At 67.6% G+C, this 23,918-nt stretch carries 20 protein-coding genes; 4 read left to right on the top strand and 16 right to left on the bottom strand.

Features of this window, described 5'->3' with window-relative positions; translation table 11 throughout:
* The first annotated feature begins 416 nt into the window (after nucleotides 1-416).
* The gene (locus IB268_RS09445) at nucleotides 417-2,426 is read left to right on the top strand and encodes a PEP/pyruvate-binding domain-containing protein (protein WP_192354149.1); all 2,010 of its coding nucleotides are present in this window, start codon (nucleotides 417-419) and stop codon (nucleotides 2,424-2,426) included.
* A 3-nt stretch (nucleotides 2,427-2,429) separates the two neighbouring features.
* On the opposite strand, the gene IB268_RS09440 is transcribed toward IB268_RS09445, so the two are convergent.
* Nucleotides 2,430-3,407 (bottom strand): tripartite tricarboxylate transporter substrate binding protein, encoded by a 978-nt coding sequence (locus IB268_RS09440; RefSeq protein ID WP_192354148.1) that lies wholly within the window; start codon nucleotides 3,405-3,407, stop codon nucleotides 2,430-2,432.
* Nucleotide 3,408: 1 nt separating this feature from the next.
* A complete protein-coding gene (locus IB268_RS09435; protein WP_192354147.1) occupies nucleotides 3,409-4,692 on the bottom strand; it encodes an amidase in 1,284 nt (427 codons plus the stop codon).
* Between the two features lie 113 nt (nucleotides 4,693-4,805).
* Between IB268_RS09435 and IB268_RS09430 the strand changes: the two genes are divergently transcribed.
* On the top strand, nucleotides 4,806-5,693 hold the full coding sequence (locus IB268_RS09430) for a LysR substrate-binding domain-containing protein (RefSeq protein WP_233564481.1): 888 nt from the start codon (nucleotides 4,806-4,808) through the stop codon (nucleotides 5,691-5,693).
* A gap of 53 nt (nucleotides 5,694-5,746) precedes the next feature.
* On the opposite strand, the gene lpdA is transcribed toward IB268_RS09430, so the two are convergent.
* From lpdA to IB268_RS09395, 7 genes are all read right to left on the bottom strand, one after another.
* Complete coding sequence (gene lpdA, locus IB268_RS09425; RefSeq protein ID WP_054456575.1) at nucleotides 5,747-7,150, bottom strand: dihydrolipoyl dehydrogenase; 1,404 nt, start codon at nucleotides 7,148-7,150, stop codon at nucleotides 5,747-5,749.
* Nucleotides 7,151-7,152: 2 nt separating this feature from the next.
* The gene (locus tag IB268_RS09420; RefSeq protein ID WP_192354146.1) at nucleotides 7,153-8,481 is read right to left on the bottom strand and encodes a dihydrolipoamide acetyltransferase family protein; all 1,329 of its coding nucleotides are present in this window, start codon (nucleotides 8,479-8,481) and stop codon (nucleotides 7,153-7,155) included.
* Between the two features lie 3 nt (nucleotides 8,482-8,484).
* On the bottom strand, nucleotides 8,485-9,528 hold the full coding sequence (locus tag IB268_RS09415) for an alpha-ketoacid dehydrogenase subunit beta (RefSeq protein ID WP_054456573.1): 1,044 nt from the start codon (nucleotides 9,526-9,528) through the stop codon (nucleotides 8,485-8,487).
* Nucleotides 9,529-9,530: 2 nt separating this feature from the next.
* Nucleotides 9,531-10,763 carry a 3-methyl-2-oxobutanoate dehydrogenase (2-methylpropanoyl-transferring) subunit alpha gene (locus IB268_RS09410; protein ID WP_175213193.1) on the bottom strand — a complete coding sequence of 411 codons (1,233 nt, stop codon included), beginning with the start codon at nucleotides 10,761-10,763 and terminating at the stop codon, nucleotides 9,531-9,533.
* Nucleotides 10,764-10,935: 172 nt separating this feature from the next.
* Complete coding sequence (locus IB268_RS09405) at nucleotides 10,936-13,332, bottom strand: TonB-dependent siderophore receptor (RefSeq protein ID WP_192354145.1); 2,397 nt, start codon at nucleotides 13,330-13,332, stop codon at nucleotides 10,936-10,938.
* Between the two features lie 61 nt (nucleotides 13,333-13,393).
* Complete coding sequence (locus IB268_RS09400) at nucleotides 13,394-14,365, bottom strand: FecR domain-containing protein (protein WP_192354144.1); 972 nt, start codon at nucleotides 14,363-14,365, stop codon at nucleotides 13,394-13,396.
* Nucleotides 14,362-14,874 carry a sigma-70 family RNA polymerase sigma factor gene (locus IB268_RS09395; protein ID WP_175162625.1) on the bottom strand — a complete coding sequence of 171 codons (513 nt, stop codon included), beginning with the start codon at nucleotides 14,872-14,874 and terminating at the stop codon, nucleotides 14,362-14,364. Before IB268_RS09395 ends, IB268_RS09400 begins: the two co-directional genes overlap by 4 nt.
* Nucleotides 14,875-15,018: 144 nt before the next feature.
* On the opposite strand from IB268_RS09395, the gene IB268_RS09390 reads away from it, so the two are divergent.
* Nucleotides 15,019-15,345 (top strand): hypothetical protein, encoded by a 327-nt coding sequence (locus IB268_RS09390; RefSeq protein WP_192354143.1) that lies wholly within the window; start codon nucleotides 15,019-15,021, stop codon nucleotides 15,343-15,345.
* Nucleotides 15,346-15,405: 60 nt separating this feature from the next.
* Here the strand turns inward: IB268_RS09390 and IB268_RS09385 are convergent, their stop codons facing one another.
* The 6 genes from IB268_RS09385 to cadR all read right to left on the bottom strand — a co-directional run bounded on the left by IB268_RS09385 (nucleotide 15,406) and on the right by cadR (nucleotide 20,691).
* Nucleotides 15,406-15,999: a nitroreductase gene (locus tag IB268_RS09385; protein ID WP_041653427.1), complete on the bottom strand. Its 594-nt coding sequence runs from the start codon at nucleotides 15,997-15,999 to the stop codon at nucleotides 15,406-15,408.
* A gap of 86 nt (nucleotides 16,000-16,085) precedes the next feature.
* Nucleotides 16,086-17,069: a tripartite tricarboxylate transporter substrate binding protein gene (locus tag IB268_RS09380; RefSeq protein ID WP_082401186.1), complete on the bottom strand. Its 984-nt coding sequence runs from the start codon at nucleotides 17,067-17,069 to the stop codon at nucleotides 16,086-16,088.
* A 177-nt stretch (nucleotides 17,070-17,246) separates the two neighbouring features.
* Nucleotides 17,247-18,062: an enoyl-CoA hydratase gene (locus IB268_RS09375; protein WP_192354142.1), complete on the bottom strand. Its 816-nt coding sequence runs from the start codon at nucleotides 18,060-18,062 to the stop codon at nucleotides 17,247-17,249.
* A complete protein-coding gene (locus IB268_RS09370; RefSeq protein WP_192354141.1) occupies nucleotides 18,059-18,805 on the bottom strand; it encodes a FadR/GntR family transcriptional regulator in 747 nt (248 codons plus the stop codon). Before IB268_RS09370 ends, IB268_RS09375 begins: the two co-directional genes overlap by 4 nt.
* Before the next feature lie 81 nt (nucleotides 18,806-18,886).
* Nucleotides 18,887-20,068 carry a CaiB/BaiF CoA-transferase family protein gene (locus tag IB268_RS09365; RefSeq protein ID WP_054456565.1) on the bottom strand — a complete coding sequence of 394 codons (1,182 nt, stop codon included), beginning with the start codon at nucleotides 20,066-20,068 and terminating at the stop codon, nucleotides 18,887-18,889.
* 188 nt (nucleotides 20,069-20,256) lie between these two features.
* The gene (gene cadR, locus IB268_RS09360) at nucleotides 20,257-20,691 is read right to left on the bottom strand and encodes a Cd(II)/Pb(II)-responsive transcriptional regulator (protein WP_054456564.1); all 435 of its coding nucleotides are present in this window, start codon (nucleotides 20,689-20,691) and stop codon (nucleotides 20,257-20,259) included.
* Nucleotides 20,692-20,824: 133 nt separating this feature from the next.
* On the opposite strand from cadR, the gene IB268_RS09355 reads away from it, so the two are divergent.
* The gene (locus IB268_RS09355) at nucleotides 20,825-23,233 is read left to right on the top strand and encodes a cation-translocating P-type ATPase (protein WP_225591345.1); all 2,409 of its coding nucleotides are present in this window, start codon (nucleotides 20,825-20,827) and stop codon (nucleotides 23,231-23,233) included.
* A 60-nt stretch (nucleotides 23,234-23,293) separates the two neighbouring features.
* Here IB268_RS09355 and speG read toward each other — a convergent pair whose 3' ends face one another.
* Nucleotides 23,294-23,878, bottom strand: coding sequence for a spermidine N1-acetyltransferase (speG, locus tag IB268_RS09350; RefSeq protein WP_013393257.1), 585 nt, complete (start codon nucleotides 23,876-23,878; stop codon nucleotides 23,294-23,296).
* Nucleotides 23,879-23,918 lie beyond the last annotated feature (40 nt).

The following is a 23,918-nucleotide window of genomic DNA, read 5'->3' as shown; positions in this document are numbered from 1 at the left end:
CGAGAGCAGTGGGAACCCGTTAGGCCGATGCGACGCCTGTCATTTTGTACGTATACGTACTTGATTCAAGTATCGATTCGTGCAAGGCCGCTGTCAACGGGCGGCGCGTCCTCAGAAGATAGGGAGTTTCCCCGAGCGGCCACGAAAAAAAGGAGCAGCGATAGCTGCTCCTTTGAAAAGACCCTACGAAAAACCGTTTCCATCATCGCGTGCGGAGATGGCCGGTTTCTCGCGGCGCCGGCGGGCGCGATATAGCCTTGGGCGGCATTACACGCCATCTTTGGCCCCATGCATATCACTGAAATTGGGTATTTTTCGTCCGGCAGCAACGTCAACGCATAGTTGGCCACATCCAGAAACAACCGCCCGCGCCACTCCGATATCATCGCGGCTCCCTGCGCCCCGCCCGCCCGTCCATGCGTCCATCACCCGCCCGCCGCCGCCTTTCCTCCCGCCACCTGACCCGCCTGATCGTCCTGGCCGCATTGGCTGGGGCAGCCGCCGGCTTCGGCCCGTCCGTCCAGGCGCAGACTGCCCGCAAGCCTTCGCCCTACGAGAACTCTCGGCCGTTGACTCCCGACGAGCGCGCGGCGCAGCCAGCGGAAGACGCCAAAAAGGCGGGGCCGGCCTTTCTGGGGAAAATCCAGACCCAGGCCGAATTCCAGCAGTTGGCCCGGGTCTACAACCCCGGCACGCCGTTGGAGATCCCCCACGTACTGTTCGTGATCGACCGGAAACAGGGCGGCAAGATCTACTATCTCAACACACCGCGCTACTCGCTGCACGAGAACTTCGCTCGTGAACGTCGCCTCTTGCCCGCCGACGACAAAGCCACGCTGATCGCCCAGTACAAGGACCCGCAGCGGCGTCTGCTGTTCGGCACCCTGAGCTGGCAGCGCGACCTCCCCGGCTACACCTATGAATTCTGGGAAGGCGACCGGCTCACTCCGGAACTGCTGCAGCTGACCGAGGAGAAACTGCAGGCCAGCTTCTACCAACCGGTGCGCTTCAAGGCCAACTCCACGCTGCATGAACAGCTCGCGCAAAACGCCGGCCTGAAGGCCGTGACGCAGGAATCTCTGCTGCGCGAACAGACATTCCTGCCGCTGAACACAGGTCAGGCCCAGGGCCGGCTGCGCATCGTGGCCTCGGTGGACGACACGCCGGATCTGGCGCCGACCGACATCCTGGTGCTGGACGAGGTCCCGGTCGCGCTGCCGCCCGTGGCCGGCCTGGTCACGCAACGGCCCTCCACCCTGCTGTCCCATGTCAATCTGCTGGCCAAAGGCTGGCGCATCCCCAATGCCTATGTGCGCGATGCCGTCGCGACGCTGCGCGAGCACGACGGCCAGTGGGTCGAGCTGACCGTCACCAATAATGCCTATCAGGTGCAGCGCATCGCCAAGCCTGAAACCGCGCCGCCGCCCAAGGCCGCGCGGCCGCTGCCCAAGCCCGACCTGACGGTGAAGGCAATCAAGCCGCTCTCCGGCATGGTCACACGCGACAGCCGCCATTGCGGCGTGAAGGCGGCCAACCTGGGCGCGCTGAAGTCGGCGCTGCCACCCGCGGCCACCGTGCCGGACGGCTTCTGCATCCCCTTCGCGCAGTACGCGGCATTCATGGCGCAGCTGCGCGTGCCGCAACGCATCGCCGCGCTGGAACAGCGGGCGGACTTCGCCAGCGATGCCAACGTGCGCCGCGCCGAACTGGCCGCGCTGCGCCAGGACATCATCCAGGCCCAACCCGATCCGGCCTTGGCCGCGGCCTGGCGCGAACGCTGGCAAAAGCAGTTGCAGGGCCGCGGCGTATTCGTGCGCAGCTCGTCCAATTCCGAAGACCTGCCGGGATTCAGCGGCGCCGGGCTCTACACCACCGTACCCAACGTGACGCAGGCCGACGCGCTGGCGCAAGCCGTGCAGACCGTGTGGGCCTCGGTTTACAACTACGAAGCCTACGAAGCCCGGCGCGCGGCCGGCATCGGCCAGGACGGCGTGGTGATGGCGGTGCTGGTGCAACAGGCCGCCGCGTCTGACAGCTCGGGCGTCATGATCACCCGCGATCCCTTCGACGCCTCGCGCCGCTACGTCACCTACATCTCGGCCAAGCGCGGCCTGGGCATCAAGGTGGTGGAAGGCAAGCGCCAGGCCGAACAGCTGATGTACTCCAGCTGGTCCAAGGCAGTGCAGGTACTGACCCGCTCAGCCGAGGACACCCAGTTGGTAGCCGACGCAGCGGGCGGCGTGCGCGAAGTGCCGATCGAGGGCGCGCGCCAGGTGTTGAACGATGCCCTGGTGGCGCGCCTGGCCGCGGTAGGCAGCCAGGTCAAGCAGCGCCTGGGCGGCGCGGACCAGGATATCGAATGGGCCGTGCAGGGCGACAACATCCTGATCCTGCAGGCCCGGCCGTATATCGACGGCAGCCGTTAGGCCTTAATCCGGACTCGCTCCCGAGGCCTGCACGACCTGCTTCCACTGCATGTACTCGGCCTGCTGCCGCGCCGCCAGCTCGGCCGGGCCGTCGTGCATCATGGTGACCCCCAACTGGTCGAACTTCTGTTGCAGCGCCTGGTCGGCCAGGACTTTGCGGATGGCCAGATGCAAGGTGTCGATCGCCGCGCGGGGCGCTTCCTTTGCGCCATAAAACGCCACCCACAGGTCGCCGCGGAATCCCGGTATGGCTTCGTTGATGGCAGGGACGTCGGGCAGCAAGGCGTTGCGCTTTTCGCTGCTGACGCCCAGCGCGCGCAGCTTGCCGGCCTTAATGCCTTCCACGGCCGAGGGCAGGCTGGCGAACAGCATCGGCACCTGATTGCCCATCACATCCGCCATGGCTGGCGACACGCCGCGATAGGGGATGTGCTGCATGCGCAGCCCGCCCATCTGGTCCAGCATGACGCCCAGCAAATGGTTCAAGGTTCCCGCCCCGGCCGAGGCGTACTGGTACTTCTCCGGATTGGCCTTGATCAAGGCCATGAATTCCTTCATGTCCTTCGCGGGAAAGGCCGGGTTCACGCACAGCACGTTGGGCACTTCACCCACTGCGGCGATCGGCGCGAAGTCCTTGATGGGATCGAACTTCGCGTCTTTGTAGACCCAAGGCACGATCAGCTGATTGCTGTTCGCCGTGAACAGCACGGTGTAGCCATCCTGCGGCTCGCGCAGGAACGCCTGCGTGCCCACGACGCCGCCAGCGCCGGGCTTGTTGATGACGACCACCGGCTGTCCCAGTTCGGCGCCGAGTTTTTCCGCCATGATGCGCGCAACGATATCCACCGTGCCGCCGGCCGCGGTGGGCACGACGACATTGATCGGACGGTCGGGAAAAGCGGCATGCGCCTGCCCCAATCCCGTCACCGCCGCGGCGGCGCACAGGGCCAGCACGCCCTGCCTCAGTTTCTTGAATCTCATTTCATTCCCCTCGCTGTTTCAGCAGATGATGTAAATCCCGGCCGACGGCGAGCAAGGCCAGGTCCTTGCCCAGATCGCCGACCAATTGCATGCCCATGGGCAGTCCCGCGCGGCTGAATCCGGTCGGCAGGTGCAGGCAAGGCCACCCCAGCACCGACCAGATCTTGTTGTATGAAGCGTCGCCGGTGTGCTCCAGCCCAAGGGGCGCCGGACCCGGCGTGCTGGGCGTAAGCACCAGGTCGGCGCCGCCATAAAGCGCGCCCCAGCCGTGGCGCAGCGCGGCCTGAATCCCGAGCATCTCGTGGTACTCCCCTGCCCCGATGGCCAGGCCACGCGCCACCGCCTGGCGCAAGACGCCGCTCAAGGCATGACCCTGGCGTTCCACCACCGGCCCCAGACTGCGCGCGAACTCGTAGTGCATGATCACATCGTGCGCCTGCAGCAAAAGCGCCGTCTCGCGCTCGGCTTGCACTGGCACGCACTGCACGCCATGCGCGGCCAGCACCGCACGGGCGCGATCGATCTCGGCATGGCTCTCGGCACACAATCCGGCTTTCGGATTGTTCAATTGCACCGCGACGGTCAGTTGGCGGCCGGACGGTACGGGCGCGTGCGCGCCGCCCACGAGCACGTCCGCGATGAGCTGGGCGTCCGCCACGCTATTCGCGTACCAGCCTATGGTGTCCAGCGATTCGCAGGTGAGCTTCATGCCGTCCCGGAACACGCGCCCGGCGCTCGGTTTGAATCCCACCACTCCGCAATACGCCGCCGGGCGGATCATCGAACCTCCGGTCTGCGTGCCCAGCGCGGCTGGCACCATGCCGGCCGCCACCGCGGCCGCGGACCCGCTCGAGGAGCCGCCAGGCGTGTGCGCCAGCGCATGCGGATTGCGGGTGGGGCCCGGCGTCCTGAACGCAAACTCGGCCGTCACGGTTTTGCCCACCGGAATCGCGCCCGCCGCGCGCAACATGCCCACGCTGCAGGCGTCGAACGCCGCATTGCCGGCAATCAAGGCGGGCGCCCCAAAACCGGTAGGCATGTCGGCCACGTCGATCACGTCCTTGATGCCGATGGGCACGCCGGCAAGCGCGCCGGCGGCGTGCCGCGCCGGTTCCATCTGCTCCAGCGCCACGGCGGGCAGCACATGGCTCCATGCGCGGATTGCCGGATCTTGCCGCGCGATGGCCGCCAGGCTCTGGCGCGCCGCCGCGAACACCGCCGCTTCGCCATCCCGCACTCTTTGAGCGATGGCAGCGACTGACGCAGAAATGGAAGCGAGGGACATGTGCGGATCCGGAATGCCGGCGGTGTGTAGCGATGTGGCATCTTAGGAACTCGACTAATCTATGTCCAATATGTAATTTCGCCCTAATTATGTCGAAATCCGAATTAATCTTCGTGGACGGTCGCTTGCTGGTCCTGTTCTGCACGCTGGCGGAAGAGCTGCACTTCGCGCGGGCGGCGGCACGCCTGTTCATGACCCAACCGCCCCTCACGCAGCAGATCAAACGACTGGAAGCGATCGTCGGCGTGCCGCTGTTCGTGCGCACCACGCGCTCGGTGAAATTGACGCCCGCTGGCGAAATCATGTACGAGCGGGCGCGCAAGATCGCGGCGGACACCCAGCTGATGCTGCGGCAGGCGCGGCGCACGGCCCGCGGCGAAACCGGGTCGCTGGTGATAGGCATCACGCCCAGCGCGGCAAGCTCGCCGCTGGTGTCGGCGCTCAGCCATTACCGCGATGCGCACCCCGAAGTCCGCATCGATCTGCGCGAAATGAACTCCGTCGACATGGAGCCCGCGCTGCGGTCGCGCGCGGTCGATGTGGCGCTGATGCGTCCGCATCCGCTGGATGCGGATATCGTGACCCGCGTCATCTACGAAGAGCCCCTGCGCGTGGCGCTGCGCCATGATCATGCGCTGGCGCATCAGCGTGATGTTTCGCTGGAAGAACTGCTGGAATTTCCCCTGGTGGGCTACCGCCAGGACATCTCGCCGTACTTCCGCAATATGATCCAGGCGCTGTACGCGCGTGCGCAGCTGAAGCCGGAAATCGCGCAGGAAAGCGTCATTCCCACCTTGCTGACGCTGGTGGAAGCCGGCGTCGGCCCTGCACTGGTGCCCCAATCGTTGTCCCGAATGCGTTCGGATTCATTGCGCTTCCTGCCTTTGCGCGATGTGGCTGGAGCCACGGCCCAGGTGGTGTTGGCAGCGTTGCGCGACCAAGGCAACCCTGCGGTGGAAGGATTCAGCGCCGCATTGGCGCAAGCCGTAACCCCTCGCTAGGCACTGTCCGGGCTTGCGGTGGAACGCCGCGCAAGCGCGGCGTTCCCTTGCGCCTAGATATGCAGCGCGTGCCCCAGCGCCTTGAGCGCCGCTTCCTGCACCGCTTCGCCCAGGGTCGGATGCGCATGGATGGTGCCCGCCACGTCTTCCAGCGTGGCGCCCATTTCCAACGACTGGCCGAACGCCGTCGACAGCTCCGACACGCCGCGTCCCACCGCCTGCCAGCCCACGATCAGGTGGTTGTCGCGGCGCGCGACCACGCGCACGAAACCGTCGGTGGATTCCAGCGTCATCGAACGCCCGTTGGCGGCAAAGGGGAAGGAAGCCGTCAGGCAGTCCAATCCCGCGCTTTCCGCCTCGGCAGGCGACAGGCCCGCCACCACGACTTCGGGGTCGGTGAAGCAGACCGCCGGGATCGAAGCAGGCAGGAAGTGGCGGCGCTTGCCCGAAACCAGCTCGGCCACCATCTCGCCCTGCGCCATGGCGCGGTGCGCCAGCATGGGTTCGCCGGCGATGTCGCCGATGGCCCAGACGTCGCGCATGGAGGTGCGGCACTGGTCGTCGATGCGCAGCGCGTTGCCCTTGCGGTCGAGCTGCAGGCTTTCCAGCCCCCAGTCCTGCGTGCGCGGACGCCGTCCTACCGCGATCAGCACGCGGTCGGCCGGCAGCAGGGTTTCGACGCCCGCCGCGTCCTGCACGCGCACCGCGTTGCCGGCGCCATTCAGGCCCAGCACCTTGCGGCCCAGATGCAGCTCCACGCCCATTTTCGCCAAGGCGGCGGCCACCGGCTTGGTGAGTTCGGCGTCGTAGGTTGGCAGGATGCGGTCCTGCGCTTCCACCACGGCCACCTCGGCGCCCAGCTTGCGGTACACGGTGCCGAGTTCCAGGCCGATATAGCCGCCGCCCACCACCACCAATTGCTTGGGAATGCTGGAAGGCGACAAGGCTTCGGTGGACGACACCACCATGCCGCCGAACGGCATGGACGGCAGCGGCGTCGGTTCGGAGCCCGCCGCCAGCAGCAGATGCTCGCACTGGATGCGGATGGCGCCGGACTCGCCGCCATCCACTTCCACGGTCTTGCCGTCCAGCAGCCGGGCCCAGCCGCGCACCACTTCCACGCCGTTCTTCTTCAACAACGCAGCAACGCCGCCGGTCAGCTTGCCGACGATGCCGTCCTTCCAGGCCACGGTCTGGGCCAGGTCGATGGCGGGCGCCGACACGGAAATACCCAGCGCCGACTTGCCCGCGTAGTGGCGCGCCTTGTCGAATTCCTCGGCCGCGTGGATCAGCGCCTTGGAGGGGATGCAGCCGATGTTCAGGCAGGTGCCGCCCAGCTGGGCGCCTTCGACCAGAATGGTCGGCACGCCCAACTGGCCGGCGCGGATGGCGGCGACGTAGCCGCCAGGGCCGCCGCCGATCACCAGCAAAGTCGTAGTCTTAGTGATCTGGCTCATGCTTACTCCACGAAAAGCAGCGCGGGTTGCTCCAGCAGCGCGCGCACCGCCTGGATGAAGCGCGCCGCGTCCATGCCGTCCACCACGCGGTGGTCGAAGGACGACGACAGGTTCATCAGCTTGCGCGCCACCACGGCGCCATTGCGGATGGCGGGCCGCTCGACGATGCGGTTCACGCCCACGATGCCGACCTCGGGATGGTTGATCACCGGCGTGGTGACGATGCCGCCCAAAGGCCCCAGGCTAGTGATGGTGATGGTCGACCCCGACAGTTCGTCGCGGCTGGCGCTGCCCGTGCGCACCGCCTCGGCCAGACGGACGATCTCGGCCGCCATGGACCAGAGATCGCGCGCCTCGGCGTGGCGCATGACCGGCACCATCAGGCCGCCGTCGCTTTGCGTGGCGATGCCGATGTGGACCGCGCCGTAGCGCGTGACCACGCCGCCCTCGTCGTCGTAGCGCGCGTTGATCTGCGGGAAATCGCGCAGCGCCACCACCATGGCGCGCGCCAGCAGCGGCAATAGCGTGAGCTTGCCGCGCGTCGCGCCCCACTTCTGGTTGAGGCTGGCGCGCAGCTCTTCCAGCTCGGTCACGTCGATTTCCTCGACGTAGCTGAAGTGCGGAATGCGGCGCTTGGACTCGGCCATCTTCTGCGCGATCTTGCGGCGCAGGCCGATGACCGGCACGTTTTCCTCGTCGTTACGCTCGGCGTAGGCCACGCCGCCGCGGGCTTGAGCGCCCCCGCCCTGCCCTTGCAGATAGGCGTCCAGGTCCTCGTGCAGGATCCGGCCTGCCGGGCCGCTGCCGTGCACGTAGCGCAGTTCGATGCCCAGGTCCCAGGCGCGTTTGCGCACCGCCGGCGAGGCCAGCGGTTTGTCGCCGGGCTGGCGGGCGACGGCGGCGGACGCCTGGCGCGCGGGCTTGGCCAGCGCAGCGGGCGGCGCGGCCGGTTTCGCGGGTGCGGCAGGCTCAGCCTTCGGCGCTGGCGCGGGCTGCGGCGCAGGCGCTGCGGCGGCAGGCTGTGCCGCAGCGGGAGCCGCAGCCGCCTTGGCCGGCGGCGCATCGGCGCCCGGCTTCAGGTTGCCCTCGCCTTCGACCTCCAGGCGGATCAGTTCACCGCCCACCGCCATGACCTGGCCCACGTCCCCGCCCAGCGCGACCACGCGGCCGACCACCGGCGCGGGAATCTCGACCGTGGCCTTGTCCGTCATGACGTCGGCCAGCGGCTGGTCCTCGGCCACCATGTCGCCGATCTTCACGTGCCAGGCGACCAGTTCCACTTCCGCGATGCCTTCGCCGATGTCGGGCATCTTGATGACATGAATACCCATCTCTCAACCCTCCATCGCGCGCTTGAACGCTTCGCCGACCCGGCGCGGGCCGGGGAAGTACGCCCATTCCTGCGCGTGGGGATACGGCGTATCCCAGCCGGTCACGCGCTCCACGGGCGCCTCCAGATGATGGAAGCAGTGTTCCTGCACCAGCGAAATCAGCTCGGCGCCGAAGCCGCAGGTACGCGTGGCTTCGTGCACCACCACGCAGCGGCCGGTCTTCTTGACCGAGTTGACGATGGCGTCCAGGTCCAGCGGCCACAGGCTGCGCAGGTCGATGATCTCGGCGTCGATGCCGGTTTCCTCGGCGGCCGTCAGCGACACGTGCACGGTGGTGCCGTAGGTCAGCACGGTCAGCGCGTTGCCGGGGCGCACGATGGCTGCTGTATCCAGCGGCACGGTGTAGTAGCCGGTGGGCACCACGCTGCCCGGCCGTCCGGTCCAGGGCGTGACGGGCCGGTCATGGTGGCCGTCGAACGGGCCGTTGTAGAGCCGCTTGGGCTCCAGGAAGATGACCGGGTCGTCGTTCTCGATGGCCGCGATCAGCAGGCCCTTGGCGTCGTACGGGTTGGACGGCATCACCGTGCGCAGCCCGCAGACCTGCGTGAACATGGCCTCGGGGCTCTGGCTGTGCGTCTGGCCGCCGTAGATGCCGCCGCCGCAAGGCATGCGGATGGTCATGGGCGCGACGAATTCGTTGACCGAGCGGTAGCGCAGGCGCGCGGCCTCGGACACGATCTGGTCCGAAGCGGGATAGAAATAATCGGCGAACTGGATCTCGCAGACGGGACGCAGGCCGTAGGCGCCCATGCCCACCGCCACGCCGACGATGCCGCCTTCGGAGATGGGCGTGTCGAACACGCGCGAGCTGCCGTACTTGGTCTGCAGGCCTTCGGTGCAGCGGAACACGCCGCCGAAATAGCCGACGTCCTGCCCGAACACCACCACGTTGTTGTCGCGCTCCAGCATCACATCCATGGCCGAGCGCAAAGCCTGGATCATGGTCATCGGCGCGGAGGCCGGACCAGCGTTGTTATCGATAGCCATGATCAGACTCCGAGCTGCTGACGCTGCCGGCGCAGATGCTCCGGCATGTCCTTGTACACGTCTTCAAAGATGCTGGCGGCGCTGGGAACGTGGCCGTCCACCAGGGTGCCGTAGCTTTCCGCTTCCTTCTGCGCCGCCAGGATCTCGGCGTCGAGCTCGGCCTTGACGGCTTCATGCTCTTCGTCGGACCAGATGCCCAGCGAGATCAGGTGCTTCTTGAAGCGCGCGATCGGATCGCCCAGCGGGAAGTGGCTCCAGTCGTCGCCGGGGCGGTACTTGGAGGGATCGTCGGACGTGGAGTGCGGCCCGGCGCGGTAGGTCACCCATTCGATCAGGGTCGGTCCCAGATTGCTGCGGGCGCGTTCGGCGGCCCAGCGCGAGGCGGAGTAGACCGCCAGGAAATCGTTCCCGTCCACCCGCAACGAGGCGATGCCGCAGCCCACGCCGCGGCCCGCGAAGGTCGCGCCCTCGCCGCCGGCGATCGCCTGGAAGGTGGAGATGGCCCACTGGTTGTTGACCACGTTCAGGATGACCGGCGCGCGGTAGACGTGGGCGAAGGTCAGTGCGGTGTGGAAGTCGGCCTCGGCGGTGGCGCCGTCGCCGATCCAGCCGGAGGCGATGCGGGTGTCACCCTTGATGGCCGAGGCCATGCCCCAGCCCACCGCCTGGATGAATTGCGTGGCCAGGTTGCCCGAGATGCTGAAGAAGCCCCGTTCGCGGTCGGAGTACATGACCGGCAATTGGCGGCCCTTGAGCGGATCGCGTTCGTTGGACATCAACTGGCACATCATGGTGACCAGCGAGGCGTCGCGCGCCAGCAGGATGCTTTGCTGGCGGTAGGTCGGGAAGCACATGTCGCCCTGCTCCAGCGCCATGGCGTGGGCCGTGCCGATGGCCTCTTCGCCCAGGCTCTGCATGTAGAACGAGATCTTCTTCTTGCGCTGGGCGGTCAGCATGCGCGCATCGAACAGACGCGTCTTCAGCATGTTGCGCATGCCCGCGCGCAGCTGCTCGTGGCTGAGTTGCGGCGCCCACGGTCCGACGGCGCTGCCGTCGTCCGCGATCACCCGGACCAGGCTGTAGGCCAGTCCGCCGGTATCGACCGCGGCAACATCAATGGGGGGTTTGGGCACATCGCCGGGCGGCGACAGGTGCAGGTAGGAAAAATCGGTCTTGCAACCCGGGCGCCCTGTAGGCTCCGGGACGTGCAACTTCAACGGCCCATATTGGCTCATGTATTGTCTCCACGCTTGATCGTGTCATGCGCATTCTTCTTACCAAGACACTGCCCAAGGGGGTGACCTCGGACATTGCCATCGTCGGCCGGTGCAAAGGGATGAACATGCACGACCGGCAGCCAGAGTAGCACAGGGTGCAGCCCCGAGACAGGGGCCGCGCCGGGCCTCGCTACCAGCGGTAGCTGAGAGTCGCGTAGAGCGTGCGCGGATCGCCGTAGCGGCAACCGGTGGCGCCGGCGCACGACAGGTAACCACGGTTGAACAGGTTGCGCGCGTTCACGGTCAAGGACAGGCCGCTGAACTGGGGCGAGACCGCGCCGAAGTCGTACGCGGCCATCGCGTCCACCAGGAACTGGCCCGGCACCTCCGCGGGATAGCCCGGCAGGTTGGTCGAACTGGCGTAGCGCACGCCGGCGCCCAGGGTCAGCCCGGGCACGCCCGCCGCCGTCAGGTTGTAGTCGGCCCACACCCCGGCGCTATGCAGCGGCACCAGCGTGGTGCGCTGGTCGACCAGTTCGGGCAAGGTGCTGCGGATGGTGCGCGCATCGGTGTAGGCATAGCTCGCGGTCAGGTTCAGCGCCCCCAGCCGCGCCTTGGCCTCCAGTTCCAGGCCGCGCGAGCGCGCCTTGCCGGTCTGCACCGAATAGGTCGGATCCACCGGATCGGCGGTCAGGGCGTTGGTCTGCGTCAGGTCATAGACGGCAGCGCTGTATAGCATGTCGCTGCCAGGCGGCTCGTAGCGCAGACCCAATTCGTACTGCACGCCCTTGGTCGGCTTGAAGGCATTATCGGCGCGGTCCATGCCCACGGTGGGCGCGAAAGACTGGCTCACGCTCACATAAGGCGCCAGGCCCGCCGGCGCGAGGTACACCAGGCCGACCCGCCCGGTGGTGGCCGTGTCCCGCTGCCGGGTGGCGGCGCCGCTGGCATGGCTGCGCTGGTCCGTATCGGCCCAGTCCTGGCGCCCGCCCAGCACCACCACCCACTGGTCATGGATCTTGATCTGGTCCTGCAGGTAGAAGCCGATGCCGTTCGAGCGCGTCACGAAGCCGTTGTTGCGCGCGGTGTTCACCACCGGCACCGCGCCATAGACGGGATGATAGATGTCGCCCAAGGGCGCCACCGTGCCCGAGTGGCGGCTGGTGTCGTAGTTGCTGCGGTAATAGTCCAGGCCTGCCAGCACCGTGTGCTGCAACCCGCCCCCCTCCAGCTTGAATTCCAGCGAGGTGTCGGCGGCGATGCCATACGAGTTCTCGGTTCGGCTCACAACCCCGCGCCGCAGCGTAGTGCCATTGGGTTGCAGGCCACCGAACGACAGATAGTCCCACTCGCCGTAAGCGGTGAAGTAGCGCGCGCTCTGGCGCAGCTTGACGCGCTCGTTGAAGGCGTGCTCGAACACGTAGCCGGCGGTGTAGGTGTCAGTGTCATAGCGATCGAAGTCCGGTTCTCCGATGAACAGGTCGCGCGGGATTTGGCCGTTCAAGGTGTTGGCCGCCGGCATCGGAGCCGCGAAACGCGTGCGGATGCGCTGGTAGCTGGCCAGCAGCGTCAGCGAGGTCGCCGCGTTGGGCCGCCAGCTCAGGGCCGGCGCCAGGTAGGTGCGATCGTCGGGCACGTGATCGACCCAATTGTCGGCGTTGCGCGCCAGGCCGGTCAGGCGATAGGACCAGGTGCCATCTTCCGTCAGCGCGCCAGCGAAATCGCCCGACACCTGCCGGCGGGCGTAGCTGCCGGTCTCAAGGTTCAGTTCGCGCAGCGGCTCGGTGGTCGGGCGTTTGCTGACGGTGTTGACCACCCCGCCCGGCGTGAGCTGGCCATACAGCACCGAGGCCGCGCCGCGCAACACCTCGACACGTTCCAGTCCATAGGGTTCCTGGCCGCCATCGTAGACGTTGGACTGCAGCTTGAGTCCGTCGCGCAGCAGGCCCGAATTGCCGGTGGCCACGTTGAAGCCGCGCAACATCAGGTCGTCCACCATGCGGCTGAAAGCCGGCGACTGGGCCGCCACACCCGGCGTGTAGCCCAGCGCGTCGGCGACGCTGGCGGCCTTGACGACGCGGATCTGGTCGCTGGTGACCACCGACACCGATTGCGGCGTCTCGATCAGCGACGTGTCGGTCTTGGCGCCGGCCATGCTGCGCAGGGCCACGTAACCGTCGACGTGGCCGGTGGGCGATTCGGCCGCGGCGGTCACGCGCACGGGCTCCAGCATGGCCGCGCCGCCCTGCGGCAGGGGTTGCGCGCTGAAGGTGCCGTTGGCGGTGATCCGCAGCTCCAGCCCGCTACCCATCAGGGCCAGCCGCAAGGCCTGTTCGGCGGTGTAGACGCCGACCACGGCGGGGGCCTGGCGACCAGCCACCAGCGCCGGCTCGACCGACACGGCACGGCCGCTCTGGCGCGCGATGCGGGTCAAGGTGTCGGCCAGCGGCGCAGCCGGCAGGTTGTAGCGCAGCGCGGCGGATGCGCCCGCCTGGGTGCTGGATTGCGCCTGGGCGGTGCCGGCCGGCACCGCCAGGGCAATGAGGAACGCGGCCGCCAGGCGCGGCGCGGAACGAACGGGGAACATGGAATCTCCTGCTGCAAGTGTGTGCTTCAGGAGGTATGTCCAGCGGACCCGGCGCAAGCGATCATTTTTTTTCGACTGACGGGCTGCGCAGGTCGATGCTGACCAGCCAGCCGGTCAGCGCGCGCACCTCGATCGGCAAGGTCTGGCGCAAGGACTCCAGCACCTGATCGGTGTCGTCCAGGGGAAAGGCCCCCAGCACCCGCAGCCGGGCGGCTTCGGGCGTGATACGCAGGAAACCGCGCCGGTACGGCCGCAAGGCCGACACCACCTCGCCCAGCGACCGGTCGCGCACCACCAGCATGCCGTCCCGCCAGGCTGCAGCCTCGGCCAGCGCTGCGTCCGGCGCGCCGACGCCATCCGCGCCGAAACGCGCGCCCTCGCCCGCCGCCAGGACCCGCCGCTGGCCGGCCGCGCGCACTTCGACACTGTGTTCAATCACGCTGGCGATGCTGCCCCGCTCATCGCGCGCCACCCCGAACACCGTGCCCAGGGCTTGCACCTCGCCATCGGGACTGGCGACGATGAACGGCCGTGCAGCATCGGCCGCCACCCGCACGTACACCGCGCCGGCCCGCAGCCGCAGCACGCGGGCGCGGCCGCCAAATTCCAGGTCCACCGCGGAGCGGGCGTTCAGGGTCAGCAGGCTGCCGTCCGGCAATGTGTGCGTGCTGCGCTCGGCGGTGCCGCTATGCAGATCGGCGGCCAACGTGCGCAATGGCGTCTGCCGGTCGACCAGGACAGCCAGGCCCCCGGCCGCCAATGCCAGCCCCAATGCGTTGCGCAAGGCCCGACGCCGCGCCGGCGCGGTAGCCAGGGCGGCTCCCGCGGCGCGCGCCGGGACCCCGTCGGGTAACGGCGCGAACGTGTTCTTCAACGCCGCGGCGACCGTCTCCCAGGCGGCTGCGTGGCGCGGGTCGGAGCGGCGCCAGGCGTCGAAGCCGGCACGGTCGGCGTCGCCAGCCACGCCCGACGACAACAGCACCATCCAGTCGACCGCGGCCTCCAGGTCCGCCGGCAGCGTGGGCCCGCTCATGCCGCCAGGCGCGCCGCGACGCAGAGCGTGACGGCCTGTTTCATGCAGCGCCTGACGGTGATGCCCGACACGCCAAGGCGCTCGGCGATCTGCGGATACGTGAGTTCTTCCAGCTGGTTCAGCAGAAAGACCTGGCGCGTGCGCGCCGGCAGGCGTTGCAGGGCGCGGTCTATCTGCATCAGGGCCTCGACCGCCAGCGCGCGTTGTTCCTCGCTGGGCGCATGAGCCTGCGGCAGCAGTTCAAGGCTGTCGAGATAGGCCCGCTCGAGTTCGCGGCGACGCCAGAAGGTGTACAGCGTGCGCTGTGCCAGCGTGGTCAGGAAGGCGCGCGGTTCCCGGATGACCTCGGCCCGACTGCCGGTCAGCACCCGCACGAAGGTGTCGTGCGCCAGGTCGGCCGCATCGTGGCGGCAGCCCAGCCGGCGGCGCAGCCATTCCTGCAACCATGGATGATGGGCCTCGTACAGCTGGGCGGCGGTAGGCTGCGTCGGCTGCGCAGAATGGGACATGGGGGGAGGCGCGATAGCGGGTCAATAAAAATAAGAATTATTGTTATTTATTCCCCGCCACGCAAGCGCGGCATGCGCCCCGCCTGCCCCATCCCAGGCTTGGAGCGCTCTATACTTGCCGTCCCTGATTCCCTGGAAAGCCACGTGCCCGGATCGACAGCCTCAAGATGGTTCAGCTGGACCGGCATCGTCTTCGCCGCGCTGTACCTCGCCATCGTCATCCTCTGCGTTGCCGGCGCGCTCTTGGCCGACGGCGATGACAAGGGGCGTTTCGTGCTGCTGCAGTTGCCGCTGGCGCCGCAACTGGCGCTGCTGCATGAACTGAACCTGGACCGCCTGCTGGGAGACCTGTCCTGGGTCGGCGGCTATCTGCTGATCGGGCTGCCCACGCTGGCCCTCTTCTACTTCGCGGGCTGGGGCCTGGAGAAGCTCGTGCGCGCCGCATTCCGGCCGATCCCGGGCCGGCGCTAAGCCGGAGATGCCATAAAAAAACCGGCCATGGGCCGGTTTGCTTCATCCAGGGCGGCAGACTCAGACCGGACCGGTCCACTCCGTGACGAATTCGCGGTAGTCCGGGCGGTTGGCCGGCGGTACGGCGCAAGCCGGGGTGCCGATGGCCAGAAAGCCCAGGAAACGGTAGTCCAGCGCGTCCAGGCCCAGCGCGTTCTGCACGTCTTCGACGTAGGTGCCGATGCCGGTGCTCCAGAACGCGCCGTAGCCCAGCATGTGCACGGCGTTCAGGAGGTTCATGGTGGCGGCGCCGGTGGCCAGCAGTTGTTCCTGCTCCGGGATCTTGGTGTTGTCGTGCGCAATCTTCTGCGCCACCGCGACGAAGAGCGGCACGCCGGCCATCCATTCGCGCACCGACTTTTCCTTTTCCGGCGTCATGCGCGGATCGCCGCTGCGCTTGACGGCGTCCAACGCCAGATCGGCCAGCTTGCCGATGGCCTCGCCCTGGATCACCACGAAACGCCACGGGCGCAAGGCGCCATGGTCGGGCGCCGACATCGCCGCCTGCAGGATCTGTTCGAGTTCCTCGGGCTTGGGCGCCGGGGCGCGGAGGAACTTGAAGGAACGGCGGGTATTCAGGGCGTGCAGCGGGGTGGCGGTCTGGGTCGTGGTCATCGGATCGGGCGTCAATGAGAAAGAAACACAATTCATATTACGCCACTCCGCCGCCCCAGGCCGTCATCCCCCCGGACCGCCAGAGGTCATTCGATCTGGATGCCGACCTCTTTGATGACCCCCGCCCAGCGCGTCAGCTCCGCGTTGACGAACTGGCCCAGCTCGGCCGGGCTGCTGGCGCCGGGCGTGGCGCCCTCGCCCTTGAAGCGGGTCTGCAAGGCCGGCACGGCCAGCGAGCGCGCCACCGCCTGGTTCAGCACCGCCACCACCGCATCGGGCGTGCCCTTGGGCGCCATCAACGCATTCCAGGTGTTGATCTCGTAGCCCTTGAACATCGGGTCCTCCGCCACCGTGGGCACGTCGGGCAGTTCGGCCGAACGGTCGCGGGTGGTCACGGCCAGGGCGCGCAGCGCGCCCGCGCGAACCTGCGGCAAGGCTGCCGGCAAGGTGGCGAAGCTGAACTGGGTTTCGCCGCTCATGACCGAGGAATTGGCCAGCGACCCGCCGCGGTACGGCACGTGCTGGATCTGCACCTTGGCCTCCGAGGCGAACATGGCGCCGGCCACGTGCACTGGCGAGCCATTGCCGCTGGAGGAATAGTTCAGGTCGCCCGGTTTCTCGCGCGCCAGCTTGACCAGGTCGGCCACCGACGCCACGGGCAGCTTGGGATTGGCCACCAGCACCAGCGGGATGGACGCGATCATGCTGACCGGCGTGAAGCCGCCCACCGGGTCGTAGCCCAGCGATTTCTTGTACACGACCGGATTGATGCCATGGCTGGACACGGTCGCCATGAACAAGGTGTAGCCATCCGGCGCGGCCTGCTGCACGGAGGCCGCGGCGATGTTGCCGGCGGCGCCAGCCTTGTTCTCGATGATGACGGGCTGCTTGAGCTCCTTGCTCAACTGCTCGCCCAGCGCCCGGGCCAGGATGTCCGTGGTGCCGCCGGCGGCGTAGCCCACCACGATGCGCACCGGCTGGCTTGGGTACGCCCCCTGCGCGTGCAGCGGCGCCGCGCACAGCCACGCCGCCAGGCCAGCCAGGCCCGCCCTCAGATAAACCGCTTTCATGTCTGTCTCCTCGTCGCCGCGCTTCTGCTGCGCGGTCTATGGCCAGGCCGTCCCCGGTGGGATCGGTGGCCGGGTTGATCCGGTCCGCGGCGAATTCAGGACGCAAGCCTCCCCGGGCCGCGCCGGCGACGGCGCGGACCTGAAAGCCGCGTAGGGAATCCGGCCCGCGGCCGGAGATCAGGTACCGGTGAACACCGGCGCTCTCTTTTCCGCGAACGCCTTGCGGCCTTCGCGGTAGTCATTGCTTTCGAAACACTCCAGCACCAGACGGCGCATGCCTTCCACGTCGACCTCCGGTCCCAGCTGCTGAAGCTGTCGGATCATCTTCTTGCCGGCGCGCAGCGTCAGCGGGGCGTTGGCCTGGATCTGGGCCAGCATGGTTTCCAGCACCTGCGGCAGTTCGTCCACCGGCGCGACCCTGCGGATCAGGCCCAGCTCCTTGGCTTCGCGGGCGTCATAGCGCGCCGCCGTCAGGAAGATTTCCAGCGCGTTGGCCGGGCCGACCGCCGTCACCAGGTTGCGGATCGCGGTCAGGCGGTAGCCCAGGCCCAGCTTGCCTGCGGGAATCGCGAAGCTGCTGTTGTCGGAAGCGATGCGGATGTCGCAGCACAGGGCGATGTTCAGGCCGCCGCCGATGCAATAGCCCTGGATGTACGCGATCGTGGGCTTGTCGTAGTCGTACAGCGCCAGTTGCGCGGTTTCGGCCACGCGCTCGTACTCCACCACCGCGTCTTCGCCGCTGCGCAGCTTGTCGAACTGCGAGATATTGGCGCCGCTGACGAAGGCCTTGCCGCCCGCGCCCTGCAGCACCACCGCCCGGATCTCCGGGTCCTGGCGAAAGGCTTCCAGCACTACCGGCACCGCTTCCCACATGGCGAACGATACGGCGTTGTGCCGCTGCGGATCGTTGAAAGTCAGCCAACCTATCGCGCCACGCTTCTCGGCCACGATGTTGTCGGTAATGTCGCCCCGCAGGATGCGTTGTATGGTCACGGTTGCTTTCCTTGTATGACTGTCTGGTGCCGTTGTATGCCGTTGGTCAGGTGGACGCGCATGGCAAGGCGCGCTGCCTCGCTGTCGCCGGCGACGATGGCATCGAAGATGCGGTGATGTTCGCGTTCGATTTCCGGCACGCGCTCGGTGCCGGCGCTGGTGTAGCGCAGCGTGCGCACGGCGCCGCGGAACACGTGGCGCAGGTGCGCCAACAGGCGCACGAAATAAGGGTTGTTGGTGGCCTCGCCCACGGCCATGTGGAAGTCCAGCGCGTGGTCGGCGGCGGCCTGCCAGTCATTGCCTGCCGCGTCGACCCGTTGCAGGGCCTGGCGCAGGGTTTCGATCTGTTCGGGGGTACGGTGCAGGGCCGCCTGCGCGGCCGCGCCGGATTCCAGTTCCACCCGCAGCTGGAAGATGTGCGCCAGCGGCTCGGGCTGCAGCAGGTCTTCCGGCGCGATTTCGAAATTGCGCGTGCCCACGTCCTGCGCCACGAAGGACCCCACGCCGCGCCGCGTATCCACATACCCCGACAGCTTCAGCCTCGCGATCGCCTCGCGCACCACATTGCGGCTGACGGCGAACATCTGCGCCAGTTCGAACTCGGTGGGCAGGCGCTGGCCGGGCTCGAATTCGCGCGCCACGATCTTCTGGCGGATCTGCGAAGCGATCTCGTCCGGCAGGTTGTCGGGGCGTCCCAGGCTGGAAAAGACCTGGTCGGCGGCGGCGGTGGATGGTGCGTTCATGTCTGGGCTGTCTCCGTCTGGGCCGCCGGATACGCGGGCGGCCTTGGCGGCGATTTTATGCTCGGTGCCTGGACGTATCCCTTAAATGACGCCTTCGCGGGCCAGCTGCTGCAAGTCGGCAGGCGCCAATCCCAGCATGCCGCCATAGACGTCGCCGTTGTGCTGGCCGCGTTCGGGCGCGGGCGCCATTTCCCCGGTGGTGGAACGGCTCAGGATCATGGGCTGCCCCACCACCGAAATCGGCCCCAGCGCGGGATGGCGGATCTCGCGGCTGAGCCCCAGGTGGCGCACCTGCGGATCCTCGAAAGTCTGGTCCATGCCCAGGATCGGACCGCAAGGCACGCCTTCCTTGTTCATCAGCGCTATCCATTCGGCGGTGGGCCGGGTCGCGGTGCGCGCGCCGATGGCCGCGTTCAGCGCGGGTCGGTTGCGCGCCCGCAGCGGCACCGTCAGGAAGCGCTCGTCCTCGATCAGTTCCGGCAATTCCAGCACGCGGCACAGGCGCGCATAGATGTCGTTGCCCATGGCCGCGATGTTCATATAGCCGTCGCTGGTGGGGAACACGCCGGTCGGGCTGCTGGTGGGATGGTCGTTGCCGCTCTGGCCAGGCACCTCGCCGTTCATCAGCCAGCGCATCGCCTGGAAATCCATCATCCAGACCTGCGATTGCAACAGCGATGTCTGCACCCACTGCCCTTGCCCCGACACCTCGCGCTCCAGCAGCGCGATGAAGATGCCGATGGCGCAGAACAGGCCCGAGGTCAGGTCCGCCACCGGAATCCCCGCCCGCATGGGGCCGCGGCCGGGTTCGCCCGTCACCGACATCAGCCCGCCTATGCCCTGCGCGATCTGGTCCAGCCCCGGGCGTCCGGCGTAGGGGCCGTCCTGGCCGAAGCCGGACACGCTGGCGTAGACGATGCGCGGGTTCACCTGGCGCAGCGTCTCGTAGTCGATGCCCAGCTTGAACTTGACGTTGGGCCGGTAGTTTTCCACCACCACGTCGGCCTGGCGCACCAGGTCCAGGAACAGCGCCCGGCCCTGCGGATGCTTCAGGTTCAGCGTGACGCTGCGCTTGTTGCGGTGGGTGTTCTGGTAGTCCGCGAACTGGGCGGAGCCGCCCGGCTTGTCGTCCTGCTCGTCGCCCGGCTCTTCGATCTTGATGACGGTGGCGCCCCAGTCCGCGAACTGGCGCACGGCGGCGGGACCCGAGCGCACTCGCGTCAGGTCCAGAACGGTGAATCGGCCCAAGGGCTTGGAATCCATGCTTGTCTGCCTCTCTGTATGGCGCCGCCAATCGTCGACCGCGGCTGCCTTGTCATTATTTGTTGGATGTTGGACATCTTACATGCTGATTTTGGACGCAACAAGACGCCACCGCGCTTTTTGCGCGGCGGGTTTTCCCTAGGCCATCAGGCCCGTGCTCCGTGATGCCGCCCTGTCCAGGGCCGCTGTCAGCCCAGGTGCGTGTGGCGTTCCTGGCGCTCTTCGACCTGCATTTCGCTCAGGCCATGCAGGATGCCGCAGTCTTCCGTGTCGGGCCGGGCCGACAGGCAGCGCTGGCGCAATTCCGTGAGCTGGGTCTTGAGCTGGGTCAGTTCGGCGATGCGTTCATCCACGTGGGAGATGTGCTCGTCGAACAGTTCGTTGATGGGGCCGCAACCGCTCTGGTGGTTATCCGCCAGCGACAGGATGGCGCGGATCTCGTCCTGCGTCATGTCCAGCGCGCGGCAGTTGCGGATCAGGCGCAGCCGCTCCAGATGGGGCTGGCCGTAGCTGCGGTAGTTGTTCAGTCCCCTTTCCGGGGCTGGCAACAGCCCTTCTTTCTCGTAATACCTGACGGTCTCGACCGTGGTTCCGGCCGCCGTGGCCAATTCGCCGATACGCATCGCTGCCTCCCGGATCGCATCCGATTGATATAGGGGGTTGACCCTATAGTAACTCCAAGGTGTGGAATAGCGTCACCAGCTTATTTCAAGGCAGAGGACGATGTCTTTACCTCCGGTCAAAAAACACGAACATATGCCCGCCGGGCAAGGCGGCGCCTGCTGCGCGCACGACGGCTGCGACGCGCCCGCCAAGAACGCCCAGGCCCAGGCCGGACACGATCATGCGGGCCATGATCACGCGGATCACAGCCACGCGGGCCACGATCACAGCCACGACCATGCCGGCCATGACCACGCGCACGATCACAAGCACGATCGCAGCCACAAGCACGACCACGGCGGCGACGCCTGCTGCGGCCATGGTGATGGCCAGCCCTTCACCGTTTCGGGCGCCGGCGCGGCCACGCTGACCGCCGGCCCGGGCCAGTCGCTGGCGCGCCTGCGCATCGGCCAGATGGACTGCCCCACCGAGGAAACGCTGATCCGCAAAAAGCTCGACAACATGGCCGACGTCCACGCGCTGGACTTCAACCTGATGCAGCGCGTGCTGACCGTGGTGCACGCCGAAGGCGCGCTGGACCGTGTCATGGCCGCCATCAAGTCGCTGGACATGACGCCCGAGCCCCTGGCCGACAACGCTCCCGGCACGCCAGCCCCTGCCGCCAAACCGGTGAACTGGTGGCTGATCGGCGGCTCCGGCGTCCTGGCCGCGCTGTCGGAACTGTCGCATTTCGCCGGCTGGCCGCTGGGCGTCACCGCAGCCCTGGCCGTGGCCGCCATCCTGGCCTGCGGCATCAGCACCTACCGCAAGGGCTGGATCGCCGTACGCAACGGCAACCTCAACATCAATGCCCTGATGAGCATCGCCGTCACCGGCGCCGTGCTGATCGGCCAATGGCCCGAAGCGGCGATGGTGATGTTCCTGTTCAACGTGGCCGAACTGATCGAAGCCCGCTCCCTGGACCGGGCGCGCAACGCCATCCGTGGCCTGCTCGACCTGGCGCCGGAAACGGCGACCGTGCGCCAGGCCAATGGCGACTGGCTCGAAGTGCCCGCCGCCAGATTGCAGGTGGGCGATATCGTGCGGGTACGCCCGGGCGAACGCATCGCCGCCGACGGCATCATCGTCAGCGGCAGCTCGGCGGTGGACCAGTCCCCCATCACCGGCGAAAGCCTGCCCGTGGAAAAGACGCAGGACGACCCGGTCTACGCGGCCACCGTGAACGCGGCCGGCTCCTTCGAATACCGCGTCACGGCGGCCGCCGGCAACACCACGCTGGCGCGCATCATCCACGCCGTCGAACAGGCGCAAGGCGCGCGCGCGCCGACCCAGCGCTTCATCGACCGCTTCTCGCGCATCTATACGCCGGCCGTGGTGGGCATCGCGGTGCTGGTGGCGGTGCTGCCGCCGCTGTTCTGGAACCAGCCCTGGTTCGACGCCATCTACCGCGCCCTGGCGCTGCTGATCATCGCCTGCCCCTGCGCGCTGGTCATTTCCACGCCGGTCAGCATCGTCAGCGGCCTGACCGCGGCCTCGCGCCGCGGCATCCTGGTCAAGGGCGGCGTGTACCTCGAAGAAGGCCGCAACCTGAAATGGCTGGCGCTGGACAAGACCGGCACCCTGACCCACGGCAAGCCGGTGCAGACCGACATCCAGGATTGGGACGTGTCTGACCAAAGCCGCCAGCCGGCCGCGCTGGTCGCCGCCAGCCTGGCCGCCCGCTCCGACCACCCGGTATCGCTGGCCGTGGCCAATGCCGCGCGCGACGCCGGCACGGCCTTGCTGGACGTGCAGGACTTCACCGCCCTGCCCGGCCGCGGCGTCAGCGCCACGCTGGACGGCGTGACCTTCCAGCTGGGCAACCGCCGCCTGATGCGCGAACTGGGCGTCTCCAGCCCCAAGCTGGAAGCGCGCCTGGACGAACTGGAACGCCAGGGCAAGAGCGCCATCGCGCTGACCGACGGCAATCGCGTGCTGGCCGTAGCCGCCGTGGCCGACACGGTCAAGCCGACCAGCGCCGCCGCCATCGCGGACCTGCACGCCCTGGGCGTGCGCACCCTGATGCTGACGGGCGACAACACGCCCACCGCGCAAGCCATCGCGCAACAAGTCGGCATCGACGAAGCCCGCGGCGACCAGTTGCCCGAAGACAAGCTAGGCGCCATCGAAAGCAAGCTGGCGTCTGGCGGCCGCGTCGGCATGGTGGGCGACGGCATCAACGACGCCCCCGCCCTGGCGCGCGCCGACATCGGCTTCGCCATGGGCGCGGCGGGCACCGGTACCGCCATCGAGACGGCCGACGTGGCCCTGATGGACGACGACCTGCGCAAGATCGGCACTTTCCTGCGTCTGTCCCACGCCACGCATTGCGTGCTGGTGCAGAACATCGCGCTGGCGCTGGGCATCAAGGCCGTGTTCCTGGCCCTGGCCATGACCGGCAACGCCACGCTGTGGATGGCGGTGTTCGCCGACGTGGGCGCGAGCCTGCTGGTGGTGGCGAACGGCCTGCGGCTGTTGCGGGCGGCGCCTGCGGCACACTGACGCGGAGCAGTCCGATTCCCGGTGGCGCATGCATTGCATGGCCGCCGGGAAAAGCAGGCCTCAGCCCGCCTGCTCTTCCTGCGGCCAGTCGCGCAGCACCGGCGCGTCCGGCGCGCCAGGCCCCACGTCGCGCAGATGGTCGTGCTGCAGCAGCGCCATGCGGTAGGCGTCGCGATAGCCGCCGTTGGAAAAGAACTCTTCCTTCAACAGTCCTTCGATCTGGAAGCCGCAGCGCTCATAGATGTGCACGGCGGCGGTGTTGTCCTTGTCCACCACCAGATAGACCTTGTGCAGGTTCAGCACGCGGAAGGCATAGCCCACAGCGATGCGCGTCGCCGCCTTGGCGTAGCCCCGGCCCTGATAGCTGGGCGCGATGATGATCTGGAATTCGGCGCGGCGATGGATGTAGTCGATTTCCACCAGCTCGACCAGGCCGGCGGGCTGCCCGGTGTCGTGCTCGATGATGAAGCGCCGCTCGTTCTGGTCGTGCAAGTGGCGGTCATACAGGGCGACCAGTTCGTCGTAGGCCTCGTAAGGCTCTTCGAACCAATAACGCATGATGACGTCGTTATTGTTGATCTTGTGCACGAAGTGCAGGTCGCCACGCTCCAGGGGGCGTATTTTGATATCGGTTGTGACCGACATGGTGATACCTCCGAAAGTGCGCCCATTGTAAGCGGGCGCG

This window comes from Achromobacter sp. ACM01, assembly GCF_014851745.1.
Classification (GTDB): Bacteria; Pseudomonadota; Gammaproteobacteria; order Burkholderiales; family Burkholderiaceae_B; genus Achromobacter; species Achromobacter aegrifaciens.
This window is presented reverse-complemented; position numbering and strand designations above follow the sequence as displayed.

Bases quoted from the DNA above. Each gene is read 5' to 3' on its own strand.
- IB268_RS09445 (WP_192354149.1), top strand. From the start codon at position 417: ATGCGTCCATCACCCGCCCGCCGCCGCCTTTCCTCCCGCCACCTGACC.
- IB268_RS09440 (WP_192354148.1), bottom strand. From the start codon at position 3,407: ATGAGATTCAAGAAACTGAGGCAGGGCGTGCTGGCCCTGTGCGCCGCC.
- IB268_RS09435 (WP_192354147.1), bottom strand. From the start codon at position 4,692: ATGTCCCTCGCTTCCATTTCTGCGTCAGTCGCTGCCATCGCTCAAAGA.
- lpdA (WP_054456575.1), bottom strand. From the start codon at position 7,150: ATGAGCCAGATCACTAAGACTACGACTTTGCTGGTGATCGGCGGCGGC.
- IB268_RS09420 (WP_192354146.1), bottom strand. From the start codon at position 8,481: ATGGGTATTCATGTCATCAAGATGCCCGACATCGGCGAAGGCATCGCG.
- IB268_RS09415 (WP_054456573.1), bottom strand. From the start codon at position 9,528: ATGGCTATCGATAACAACGCTGGTCCGGCCTCCGCGCCGATGACCATG.
- IB268_RS09410 (WP_175213193.1), bottom strand. From the start codon at position 10,763: ATGAGCCAATATGGGCCGTTGAAGTTGCACGTCCCGGAGCCTACAGGG.
- IB268_RS09405 (WP_192354145.1), bottom strand. From the start codon at position 13,332: ATGTTCCCCGTTCGTTCCGCGCCGCGCCTGGCGGCCGCGTTCCTCATT.
- IB268_RS09400 (WP_192354144.1), bottom strand. From the start codon at position 14,365: ATGAGCGGGCCCACGCTGCCGGCGGACCTGGAGGCCGCGGTCGACTGG.
- IB268_RS09395 (WP_175162625.1), bottom strand. From the start codon at position 14,874: ATGTCCCATTCTGCGCAGCCGACGCAGCCTACCGCCGCCCAGCTGTAC.
- IB268_RS09385 (WP_041653427.1), bottom strand. From the start codon at position 15,999: ATGACCACGACCCAGACCGCCACCCCGCTGCACGCCCTGAATACCCGC.
- IB268_RS09380 (WP_082401186.1), bottom strand. From the start codon at position 17,069: ATGAAAGCGGTTTATCTGAGGGCGGGCCTGGCTGGCCTGGCGGCGTGG.
- IB268_RS09370 (WP_192354141.1), bottom strand. From the start codon at position 18,805: ATGAACGCACCATCCACCGCCGCCGCCGACCAGGTCTTTTCCAGCCTG.
- IB268_RS09365 (WP_054456565.1), bottom strand. From the start codon at position 20,068: ATGGATTCCAAGCCCTTGGGCCGATTCACCGTTCTGGACCTGACGCGA.
- cadR (WP_054456564.1), bottom strand. From the start codon at position 20,691: ATGCGTATCGGCGAATTGGCCACGGCGGCCGGAACCACGGTCGAGACC.
- IB268_RS09355 (WP_225591345.1), top strand. From the start codon at position 20,825: ATGCCCGCCGGGCAAGGCGGCGCCTGCTGCGCGCACGACGGCTGCGAC.
- speG (WP_013393257.1), bottom strand. From the start codon at position 23,878: ATGTCGGTCACAACCGATATCAAAATACGCCCCCTGGAGCGTGGCGAC.